This is a genomic window from Streptomyces sp. AM 2-1-1, from assembly GCF_029167645.1.
Classification (GTDB): domain Bacteria; phylum Actinomycetota; class Actinomycetes; order Streptomycetales; family Streptomycetaceae; genus Streptomyces.
Genome location: NZ_CP119147.1, coordinates 1,074,463 through 1,085,182, shown reverse-complemented (window position 1 = coordinate 1,085,182; position 10,720 = coordinate 1,074,463). Strand labels below are relative to the sequence as shown.

At 72.8% G+C, this 10,720-nt stretch carries 9 protein-coding genes; 3 read left to right on the top strand and 6 right to left on the bottom strand.

Features of this window, described 5'->3' with window-relative positions:
- The first annotated feature begins 103 nt into the window (after window positions 1-103).
- Window positions 104-1,270 (top strand): ROK family glucokinase, encoded by a 1,167-nt coding sequence (locus PZB77_RS04605; RefSeq protein WP_275491241.1) that lies wholly within the window; start codon window positions 104-106, stop codon window positions 1,268-1,270.
- A gap of 106 nt (window positions 1,271-1,376) precedes the next feature.
- Window positions 1,377-2,003, top strand: coding sequence for a hypothetical protein (locus PZB77_RS04600; protein WP_275491240.1), 627 nt, complete (start codon window positions 1,377-1,379; stop codon window positions 2,001-2,003).
- An 88-nt stretch (window positions 2,004-2,091) separates the two neighbouring features.
- Here PZB77_RS04600 and PZB77_RS04595 read toward each other — a convergent pair whose 3' ends face one another.
- The 4 genes from PZB77_RS04595 to PZB77_RS04575 all read right to left on the bottom strand — a co-directional run bounded on the left by PZB77_RS04595 (window position 2,092) and on the right by PZB77_RS04575 (window position 7,379).
- Window positions 2,092-2,664, bottom strand: coding sequence for an SUKH-4 family immunity protein (locus tag PZB77_RS04595; RefSeq protein WP_275491239.1), 573 nt, complete (start codon window positions 2,662-2,664; stop codon window positions 2,092-2,094).
- Between the two features lie 114 nt (window positions 2,665-2,778).
- Window positions 2,779-4,503, bottom strand: a complete 1,725-nt coding sequence (locus tag PZB77_RS31220; RefSeq protein ID WP_343299836.1) for a nucleic acid/nucleotide deaminase domain-containing protein — start codon at window positions 4,501-4,503, stop codon at window positions 2,779-2,781.
- A 207-nt stretch (window positions 4,504-4,710) separates the two neighbouring features.
- Complete coding sequence (locus PZB77_RS04580) at window positions 4,711-6,510, bottom strand: hypothetical protein (RefSeq protein WP_275491238.1); 1,800 nt, start codon at window positions 6,508-6,510, stop codon at window positions 4,711-4,713.
- Complete coding sequence (locus PZB77_RS04575; protein ID WP_275491237.1) at window positions 6,507-7,379, bottom strand: nucleic acid/nucleotide deaminase domain-containing protein; 873 nt, start codon at window positions 7,377-7,379, stop codon at window positions 6,507-6,509. Before PZB77_RS04575 ends, PZB77_RS04580 begins: the two co-directional genes overlap by 4 nt.
- Before the next feature lie 230 nt (window positions 7,380-7,609).
- On the opposite strand from PZB77_RS04575, the gene PZB77_RS04570 reads away from it, so the two are divergent.
- Window positions 7,610-8,605, top strand: a complete 996-nt coding sequence (locus PZB77_RS04570; protein WP_275491236.1) for an NAD-dependent epimerase/dehydratase family protein — start codon at window positions 7,610-7,612, stop codon at window positions 8,603-8,605.
- Window positions 8,606-8,718: 113 nt separating this feature from the next.
- On the opposite strand, the gene PZB77_RS04565 is transcribed toward PZB77_RS04570, so the two are convergent.
- Together PZB77_RS04565 and PZB77_RS04560 are read right to left on the bottom strand one after the other, a co-directional pair.
- On the bottom strand, window positions 8,719-9,825 hold the full coding sequence (locus PZB77_RS04565; RefSeq protein ID WP_275491235.1) for a HAMP domain-containing sensor histidine kinase: 1,107 nt from the start codon (window positions 9,823-9,825) through the stop codon (window positions 8,719-8,721).
- Window positions 9,818-10,621, bottom strand: coding sequence for a response regulator transcription factor (locus PZB77_RS04560; protein ID WP_275491234.1), 804 nt, complete (start codon window positions 10,619-10,621; stop codon window positions 9,818-9,820). The genes PZB77_RS04565 and PZB77_RS04560 overlap by 8 nt, the downstream gene beginning before the upstream one ends.
- Window positions 10,622-10,720 lie beyond the last annotated feature (99 nt).

Genomic DNA, 10,720 nt, shown 5'->3' with positions numbered 1-10,720 from the left:
CGCGGCGGCTGAGGGCGGACGGCAGTGGCAGAATCGGTGGAGGTGGGCGCCGTCCGCCGCCGGCAGCAGTGACCCGCCGGCCGCTCCAGACACCGCAGGGACGATGAGCACGTACCGCGACTTCACCCACCGCGGCTCCGCCCGCGCCACCGTCCTCAAGACCGTCGGTACGCGCGAGCGGCGCTCCCACCTCACCGCTCCCCGCGTCCCGACCGTCGGCATCGACATCGGCGGGACCAAGGTGATGGCCGGCGTCGTCGACGCCGACGGCAACATCCTGGAGACGCTGCGCACCGAGACGCCCGACAAGTCCAAGAGCCCCCGGGTCGTCGAGGACACCATCGTCGAGCTGGTCCTGGACCTCTCCGACCGCCACGACGTGCACGCGGTCGGCATCGGCGCGGCGGGCTGGGTCGACGCGGACCGCTCCAAGGTGCTGTTCGCCCCCCACCTCGCCTGGCGCGACGAGCCGCTGCGCGACGCCCTCGCCTCCCGCCTCGTCGTCCCCGTCATGGTCGACAACGACGCCAACACCGCCGCCTGGGCGGAGTGGCGGTTCGGCGCCGGCCGGGGCGAGGACCACCTGGTGATGATCACCCTCGGCACCGGCATCGGCGGCGCGATCCTGGAGGACGGGCAGGTCAAACGGGGCCGGTACGGTGTGGCCGGCGAATTCGGGCACATGCAGGTCGTCCCCGGCGGCCACCGCTGCCCCTGCGGCAACCGGGGCTGCTGGGAGCAGTACAGCTCCGGCAACGCGCTCGTCCGCGAGGCCAAGGAGCTGGCCGCCGCCGACTCCCCGGTGGCGTACAACATCATCGAGCGGGTCAAGGGCAACGTCCCCGAGATCACCGGGCCGCTCATCACCGAGCTGGCCCGCGAAGGCGATGCGATGTGCATCGAGCTCTTCCAGGACATCGGGCAGTGGCTCGGCGTCGGCATCGCCAACCTCGCCGCCGCCCTCGACCCGTCGTGCTTCGTCATCGGCGGCGGCGTCAGCGCCGCCGACGACCTGCTGATCGGCCCCGCCCGGGACGCCTTCAAGCGCCACCTCACCGGTCGCGGCTACCGCCCCGAGGCCCGGATCGTACGGGCCCAGCTCGGCCCGGAGGCCGGCATGGTCGGCGCCGCCGACCTGGCCCGGCTCGTCGCCCGCCGCTTCCGCCGCGCCAACCGCCGCCGGGTCGAACGGTACGAGCGGTACGCGCAGATCTACGACCAGGCCGCGAGCACCCTGCGCAGCACCCGGAGCACCCGGACGGAAGACTGACCGCCGGGCCGGGCCGGCGCGGAGCCCTTCCGCCGCGCGTCGCCGCCCGCCCCGCGCCCACGCCCCCGTCCGTCCGCGTACCGAAGCTCCGAGGGATCCTGAGATCATGACCGCAGCCGAGCATCCGAGTCCCGAGGGAACCGTGGTCGCCGTCGCCGAGCCCTCCGCGCCGGCGCCCTCTGGCGCGCCCCGTGAGGACGGAGCCGAGCGCGACCCGCGCCGGATCTTCCGCAGACGGCTGATCACCGCGACGATCATCGTGCTGCTGATCGGGATCCCGGCCGGGTACCTGCTCGTCTCGGCGGGCCAGAGCCGCCGGTCCGGCAAGGACAAGGAGGCCGAGGCGGCGGCCCAGGGGCTTCGCGCCAGCTGGCCGTCACGGATGCAGCGGCGGATCTTCGAGGTGCCCGTGCCGGGGAACGCGACCGGCGTCCAGTACTACGAGACCAACAACTGGAAGGCGAGCCGGATGTACCTGAAGTTCCGGACCACCTCCGCCGGTCTCGACCGTTTCCTGAGCGGCGTGGGAACCAACCGCGCGGCCCTGAGGACCGGGAAGATCACGATCTCCCAGCGGGACATCAGGATCACCGACTGGAACTTCTGGCCGGCCGCCGACTGGGCCGGGACCACCCACGCCAACAAGGACCCCCGGCCCACCCAGAACATCACCGTGAACATGACCGACCCGGCGTCGCCGGTCGTCTACGTGGTCTCCGCCGCGACGCCCTGAACGCGCCACGGCCCACGCGGCGGCACGTCATGCCCCAGCAGAAGACGGCTTCCCACGACGGGTGGCCGCCGCACCGCCCTCGGTCCGGTCAGGACCACATGCCCGCTTCCATGTCGTCCAGCACGGCGGGCCAGACACTGCCACCGGTGAAGGGCAGCGGATCACGGGCGGACACCGTCGCGCGGATCTGCTCCAGGGAGTGCGCGAGCCGCTCGAAGTCGTCCTCCTCGTCCTCCTCGTCGTCGCTCCAGGTGAACTCCTTCAGGAGCCGGTGCAGGGCGAAAGCGAGGTAGGAGAGGGAGGACATGTCCGCGTGCACCTCCTGTACCGGACCGCCGTTCTCGGAGAACCCGTGGACCTTCCCGGTCCCGGGATCCAGAGCCAGGTGGGTCTGCGGGATCCAGCCGAACACCACCCATGCTCCGCACCCGGGCGGAGCTTCGTACCCGGTGAGCTCGATCCGTTCGTCCACGAGCGGAAAACGGCCCGACTCCATGCGCTTCTGCGGCTGGAAGACTCCCGTCGGGATGCCGACCGAGGTCAGCAGCCGGCCTGCGGGGGAGTTCTCGGCCGCAGGCTCCAGGGAACCGGAGGGCGCCACGAAAACAGCTTCCTCGCCCAGGGAGGCGACCAACTCTTCTCGGGACAGCGCGAACAGCATCGGACCCTCGTCACTCTCTCGTCGTTCTCGGGCAGTCCCACCGAGGGGCGCGGAACGCGCTCAGCGCGGCCCGTGGGCTCGTGGCCCCGTGGGCTCGCGGGACGATCCGGAGCGTCAGGGAACGAACCTGTTCTCGGAGGGGGAGAGGTCGATCATAGTGCCGGTCGCTCCGCCGTCCACACCGTGCGCCGCCCACTGCTCGTGCAGCCACTTGACGTACGCCCGGTGCTCCCGGTCCTGTTTCCACTTGCTCAGTTCGGTGTCGCTGTCGGGGCGTTTCTCGTCCTGGTCGTACTTCGCGCTGTGGGTGACGTCCATGTTCTCGTCGAAGTGCTGCGCCAGCCACTGGTCGCAGTACATGTTGGTCTCCTGGCAGGGCTCGCGCTCCGTGTAGAGCGCGTTGACGTGCGCCTGCTCCGAGGAATGGAGAATCGGGTATCCGAGAATCCTCTCCGAGTGCACCGGATCGCTGGTGCCGACCAGTATGAACCGCCGGTCCGCGTCGTCGTCGAAGAGGAGCGAGGCGTAGTTCGCACCGCCGCGCTTGTAGATCTCGGGGCGCTCGTGCGCGTTGTGGTAGCGGGCGATCTGGGTGGCACGGGCCAGGTCGCTGGAGCCCGGCGGGATCTTCTCCGAGGTGACCCGGGGAGCGTTCTCCCCGCCGTCCTTCACCCCGTACCCCTTCTTGTCGGTGGAGTGCCAGGGGTGCCAGGCCTGGCCGCCGTTGAGCACGGAGTGGACGCCGGAGGTGTCGTCCTGTCTCAGCGGGTGCGCGCTCCCGTCCGGCAGGAGCCGCCGTACCGAGCCGTCCGCGTCCAGCAGGTACATCGGTGTGTCACCGGAGCCGCCCTTCTTGTTCTTGATCTTGTCCAGGATGTCCTCGACGTCGTGGTCCGTGCCCTTGAGCGTCTTGGAGGTGGCCTTGACACCGGCGGGGACCGTCTCGGTGACGTGCTTGGCTATCTTCCCGAGGGCCTTCTCCGACCCCTTGAGCGCCCCGTGCAGGACGCCGTCGAAGACCTGGGTGAACGGATCACGGCCCTTGCTCCGGCCGAACGCGCTCCGCGCCCTGGACAGGTGCGCGGCCGAACTCTGCCTCAACTCGCCGCCGTGCGCGGAGACCTTGTCCGCACCGTCCACGAGCGCGACGTGGTCGATGTAGGTCACCGGGGCGTACCCCGTGCCGCCGCCGGCCGACGCCAGGTGCAGGCCGTCGGGACCCGGCTTGCCGGGCCCCGACGGCCCGCCGTCGGCCGGGGGCACCGAGAAGGCTCCCTCGGCGATATCGAGGACCATGTCCGCGACCATCGCCTCCAGTTTGGCGTTGATCGGCTCGGTGATCTTCGCGAGCACCTCGTCGACGATGCGGTCCACCGCCTCGTCGACGAGCCGCTTCACCAGCTGTCGCATGGCGGCGACCTCGGCCGCGCCGATCAGGGCCGACAGGCCGCCGGTGACCACGGCGAGCCCGGCGGAGACGCCCACCGAGGCCGCCATCACGCCCAGTTCGACCTCCGCCTTGGTCTTCAGCGCGAAGATGATGTCCGCGAGGATGTCGCAGGCGTCCGCGAGCAGCCGCGCCAGCTCCGGGAGTTTGTCGAGATGACTGACCCGGACCTTGTTCCAGTGCTGCTCCATCGCGTCGACGGCCCAGCCCTGGGAGGAGAGCAGGATGCGGGAGACCGCCTGGTGGGCGTCGCCGCTGTGTCCTTCGAACTTGCCGGCGAAGTCCCGCATGGCCGTGGCCATTTCGCGGTAGTCGTCCTCGTCGACGTTCGGGAACTTGATGCCGATGAAGTCCAGGACCTCGTCGAGCCAGCCCGGGATCGTGTAACCCATGCCGCTCCCTCCCCGCTCGGCCCGTCGAAGGGGCCGACCCGTTCGACCCGTTCGACGTACGAGGAGAAGGTAGCTACCGGTGCCGGGGCCGGCGCAAGGGCTGGGAGGAAGCCATGACAGGAATGCGACATGGAGATGCGAGAGGGCGGGCCAGGGAGGCAGACCCCTCAAGCGGTGGCTGCTGAGGGGTGGTTCGGGGAACCCGGCTCACTTCGCCGCTTCCCGGGAGCCGTCGGCCGGAGCGAGACACATCAGGCTCTCGTCCGTGCCGAGGACCATGTCGCCCGCCGCGGTGAGTGCGAGGGCGTTCACCCGCAGGCCGGGGCGGAAGACGCGGGGCGCGGCGCCCGCGGCCACGGCCTGGTGAACCACCACGCCGTCCGCCCAGGCGGCGGCCAGCAGGGGCCCCGCTCCCGTGGTGGTCACCGCCAGCGCCGTCACCGGACAGGGGCGCGCCAGCACGGGCGTCGCCAGCGACTCGCCGTGAGGGGCCCACACCCGGACCGTCCCGTCGGCTCCCCCGCTGTACACCAACGGAAGTGACGGTGCGTCGAGTCCGGCCGGCAGGGCGCCGGTGGCCGCGAGGGCGGTCACCGGACCCCGGTGGAGTGCAGCGGTGACCACACCCGGCCCGTTTCCTCCGTCGGCTCCGTCGCTCAGCCCTCGTCGGTCGCTCCGGTCGGTGAGGACATGCACCGTGCCCGCCCCGTCGGCCACCGCGAGTACGCCGTCGCAGGCGGCCAGTGCGGTCGCGGCGACGCCCTCCGCGTACGCCCGCGCCGCCTCCAGGAGCCGGTCGTGGGCCGACGGGCCGGCGTACAGCAGGGCGGACAGGCCCGCCGTCCCGGCGCCCGGCGCCGCGCGCTGCGTGAAGAGCGACCCGTGCGCGTCCAGGATCGTCACGGCGCCGTCCTCGTGAACCACCAACGCACCACAAGACAGCCGGGACTTCGCAAGTCTTCCCACCGGTGAGGCGTCCGCGCCCTCCAGCACGCGGATCGTGCCCTGATGGTCCGTCACGACCAGTCGTCCGTCGAGCACCCCCCGGCCCGCCGCGAGGGCTCGGGCCGGTCCGGGCCACGGCGGCCGGGCGTCGCCCGCCACGCACCGCCATCGGACACGCCACCGGGCACCCTCGGCGCAGCGCGCGAGCGCCGCCGACAGCCGGGGATCCGCGTCGTTCCCCAGGGCGGTCAGCAGGACACCGGCCCGCTCCGGCGCCGCCTGTTCCCGCGTGAGCGAGGCGCCGGCCCGCAACCAGGCCGCCCGCAGGCCTCCGTGGGCGTCGCCGGAGCGCTCGTACAGGGCGGAGACCTGCCACGGGTCCGCCGTGCAGACCGAGGCGGGATCGTCCAGGTCGACCGGGGCCACGGGCGCGGATGCCGGATCGGGCCCAGCCGGCTTTGGCGCGCCCTGCCGGGGCCGGGCCGGCCAGGAGGCGTACCGGGCGGGGTCGGTCCACCGGGCCTCGTCGAGGTCCATCACCGCACACCGGGCCTCCGTGAGGGCCCGCTCGGCGGGCGTCCGGCTCCGCACCTCGACGATCAGCCGTACGTGGTCCGACTCGGCGAGGGCCAGGACCAGTTCGGCCACGCCCTCGGGACCGTCGGCCGCGTGCAGGTCGGGAAGGACGACGACCGTACGGCGGCCGTCGCCGGCCACCGCGTCCACCAGTGCGCCGGGCGTCCGTGCCGTCACCGACAGCTGGTCCGCGAGGGTCCAGGCCGCCGTCGTCGCCGTGCGGCCGGTGAGGGGTGCGAAGGCGTGCACACGCCGCATCGGAGGTGTTCCCGGACGCCTGCCGTGGGCGACGAGCCATGCCAGCAGCGCCGACTTACCGCGCCCCGCGCCACCGGTGACGAGGCAGATCCGGGGCGCCCCCGCGTCCGCGAGCCAGGCCAGCAGAGCCGCCGCGGCAGGTTCCCGCCCCGCCGCCGGCCGCCCCCACTTCTGCTCGGTCCCGGTGGTCCGGGTGGCTCCGCCGGTGGCGCCCGGCTCGCCGCTCACGCCGGTCCCGCCTGTCGTGCGGCGTGGAGGATCAGTTGCCTGAGCCCTTCCTCCCGCGCGGCCGCCGCATCCCCGTAGTCGAAGCTGTGCGTGAACTCGGCGTGCGGGAAGGTCGCTTGGAGCCACGCGGAGCAGTAGTGGCCCGGCATCATGCACGGCTCCAGCTCGCAGTAGACCCGGCGTACCCGGTCGGGGGTGACCCCGTCCGCCGACAGGCGCGCCCAGAGAAGCTCCTCGGGATGCGCCCGGCCCGGAGCGGTCCGCTCGGTGGCTATCGTCTTGCCGCCGTGCCCGTCGACGTACTCGAACGCCGAGGAGAACGGGAAGTTGAGGGTGTGGCGCACGTCCTCCAGGACCCGGGGCCACCAGCTCTCGCGGTCGTCGAACGCCTCGGGGTCGAGCCGCCGGAGTTCCGCGGCCAGCTCCCGGTAGGCCGCCGCGGCGGCCGCCGGCCCGGAGGAGGCGACGATCACCGGCAGCCGCCGGTCGAAGGCCGCCAGCGTGGCGGTGAACGCCCGCACGTCCGAAGCGACGAAGAGGTCCGGCTCCGGGCGGGCGAGGAAGACCGCCTGGACGCCGCCGTCGGGCCGTACGCACAACTGCGCCAGCCGGTCGCTGCCGAGCCGGACCCAGTCCGCCCTGGGGTCCTCCAGGACCAGGCCGCGGTGGCCGGCGAACATCCGCAGGGTGAGACCGTCGGTCTCACCGGCCGCCGTGAAGTACGGATGCACGTGCAGCGGCACTCCGGCCGTCGCCAGTACCTCGCGGGTGAGGCCGGGCAACGTGGCGTACTGCCGGGGCACGACGATCCGCCGCATCCCCGATGCACCGAAGTGGGCTACGGACGGTTCCGGGGTCGGCTCGGACATCGGGCTCCCTCGTCACGGCGGGCGGCGGTCGGCATCAGCCTAAGGGCTGTCCCGCACTGCCTGGTGGGTGCGCGACGACAGCCGGGACGGTCCCGGCCGCGGTGACCGTGCCCGCGCAGGTGACGCGCCGCGCGCCCGCTCCGGCTCCTTCCCGCTCCGGCTCCTTACCGAGTGGTGACGTCCTCGGGCGGACCCTGGGTCCCCCGCGTCCACCGCCCTAGCGTGGCCCCATGCGTGTTCTCCTCACCGGCGGTGCCGGGTTCATCGGGTCCCATGTTCTCGACGCCCTGCGCACGTTCGGCCACGACCCGGTCGTGTTCGACGTGCGGAGCGATCCGGGGGCGGACGTGCGCGACGCGGCCGCGGTCGTCCGGGCCCTCGACGGGGTCGACGCCGTCTGCCACCAGGCGGCGATGGTCGGGTTGGGGAACGGGGTCGCCGATGCGGCGGAGTACGTCTCCCACAACGATCTCGGCACGGCTGTCCTGCTCTCCGCGATGGCGGCGGTCGGCGTGGGCCGCCTCGTGCTGGCCGGTTCGATGGTGGTGTACGGCGAGGGGCGGTACACGTGCGTCCGGCACGGCGTGGTCCGGCCCGGCCCACGAACCGCCGACGACCTCGACTCGGGCGTGTACGAACCGAGATGCCCGGTGTGCGAGGGCTTCCTCTCCGCCGGGCTCACCGATGAGGGTTCCCCCGTCGACCCGCGCAACGTGTACGCGACGACCAAGCTCGCGCAGGAGCACCTGGCGTCGGCCTGGGCCCGGTCGACGGGCGGTTCCGCGGTGTCGTTGCGCTACCACAACGTGTACGGACCCCGCATGCCCCGCGACACCCCGTACGCGGGAGTGGCCTCCTTCTTCCGGTCCGCGCTGGCCCGGGGCGAGGCGCCGCGCGTCTTCGAGGACGGCCGGCAGCGGCGGGACTTCGTGCACGTGCGGGACGTGGCCGCCGCGAACGTGGCGGCGCTGGATGCCGGGGCGCGGGACGGGATGCTGACGGCGTACAACACCGGGAGCGGGACACCCCACACGGTCGGGGAGATGGCCCGGGCCCTGGCCGCCGCATGCGGGGGCCCCGACCCGGTCGTCACGGGGGAGTACCGGCTGGGCGACGTCCGGCACATCACCGCGGACTCCTCCCGTCTGCGGACGGAGCTGGGCTGGAAGCCGGAGGTCGGTTTCGAGGAGGGAATGGGGGAGTTCGCGCGAGCGAAGGCCGGCTGAGGGCTTCCTCCTTCTCCTGCGAGCCCTCAGCCGGTGCGCCGGGTCCGGGGGAGACCGACGGCGTGCATGCTTCCGGGCCGGCCCGGCACCGGCGCCGGGCCGGCGGGCCGCCGTCAGGTCCGCACGGGCAGAGTGACCTCGAAGCGGCAGCCACCGGGGATGTTGCGCACGGTGGCCCGTCCCTGATGCGCTTCCACGATCCCCCGGACGATGGCGAGACCCAGTCCCGCGCCCGCGGGCGGCGTGCGGGCGTCGGTGCCGCGCCAGCCGGTGTCGAACACGCGGGGAAGATCCTCCTCGGCGATGCCGCCGCAGCCGTCCGTCACCGACAGCACCACTTCGCCGGCCGCACGCTCCGCGGCGACGGCGACGGTGCCGTCCGCCGGGGTGCGCCGGATGGCGTTGACGAGGAGGTTGCCCAGCACCCGGCTCATCTCCTTGGCGTCCACCTCCACCGGCACGGGCTCGACCCTGCCTCCCACCAGGTTGACCCGGTGCTCGCAGGCGAGTGGGTCGGCTCCCGCCAGGGCGTCGCCGACGAGGTCGTACAGGGAGATGCGCGCCGGGCTCAGCGGGAGGGTGCCGGCGTGGATGCGGGAGAGCTCGAAGAGGTCACCGACCATGGTGTCGAGCCGTTCGACCTCGGTGCGGATCTGTGTGAGGTAGCGGGCGGGGTCCGGGGCGACGCCGTCCTCCAGCGCCTCCGACATGGCACGGAGTCCGGCCAACGGGGTGCGCAAATCGTGGGAGATCCAGGCGACGAGCTCCCGTCGGGACGTCTCCAGCGCTCGCTCACGCTCACGCGATTCGACGAGTCTCGCGCTGGTGGCAGCCAGTTCGCGGCTGACCGCCTCCAGCTCGGCGGTGGCCGGTCCGTCCGGGGCGGCGAACGGACCGTCGCCGAACGCGCGGGCCGCATCGGCGAGTTCGTGGCTGCGGGCGACGACCCAGCGTCCCAGCAGCAGAGCGGTGGCCAGCGAGACGACGGCCGCCATGGCGACCACGGTCGTCACGACCGTCAGGTCGTGGGGCGAGAGGAACATGGCCCAGGCCACCGCCAGCGTTCCGGCGAGCATGGCCAGCACCCCCACCGCCGAGGTGACGGCGAGCGAGGCGGTGAGAGAGCGGCGGCGGATCAGCCGGAGCACCGCCGCTCCGGCCATGCCCGCGGCGGCGGCGCCCGCGAAGGCGTACAGAGCGATGAGGAGGATGTCACGCACGGCGGTCCGCCTCCCGGAGCCCGGGGCGGGTCGCCGGTTCGCCGGGCCGTTCCCCCGGTTCCTCCTCCGTGGAGTACTGACCCGGTTCGAAGCGGTAGCCCTTGCCCCACACGGTCTGGATCAAGCAGGGCCGGGCCGGGTCGCTCTCGATCTTGCCGCGCAGCCGGCGGACATGGACGGTGACGGTGGAGAGGTCGCCGAAATCCCAGCCCCACACCTCACGCATCAGGTCCTCACGGCTCCAAGCCCTGCCGGGATGCCGCAGGAAAAAGGTGAGCAGGTCGAACTCGCGGAGAGTGAGGGCAAGTTCGGCGCCGTCCCGGGTGGCACGGCGAGCTGCGGGCTCGACGACGAGTCCGCCCGCCCCGAGCGGGCGCGCCCCCGCGTCGGGCCGGGACCGGCGCAGTACCGATTCGACACGCAGGACGAGTTCCCTGGGGCTGAAGGGCTTGGTGACGTAGTCGTCCGCGCCGACTTCCAGGCCGAGGATCCGGTCCTCCTCGTCGCCGCGGGCGGTGAGCATGATGACCGCCACCGGTCCGCGTTCCCGTAGTCGCCGGCAGACCTCCAGACCGTCCATGCCGGGCAGCATCAGATCCAGGACGACCAGGTCCGGACGGCGCGCCTCGGCGCGGGCGAGTGCCGCCGGTCCGTCGGCAGCCCGGTCCACGAGGTGACCTGCCCGGCCGAGGTATCCGGCGACGACCTCGGAGATGGTCGGGTCGTCGTCGACGACCAGGACCCGCGTGGGGGGACGCTCTGCTGGTGTGCCCGAGGGCGCGTACGGCTGTCGCATGCCTCCCACCCTGCACCACACCGGCCTGCGGACCGTCCCCCGGCTGCCGCGGAACCCCGACGTCCGCGTTCCGTAAGAAACACAGGTCCGAAATGCCCG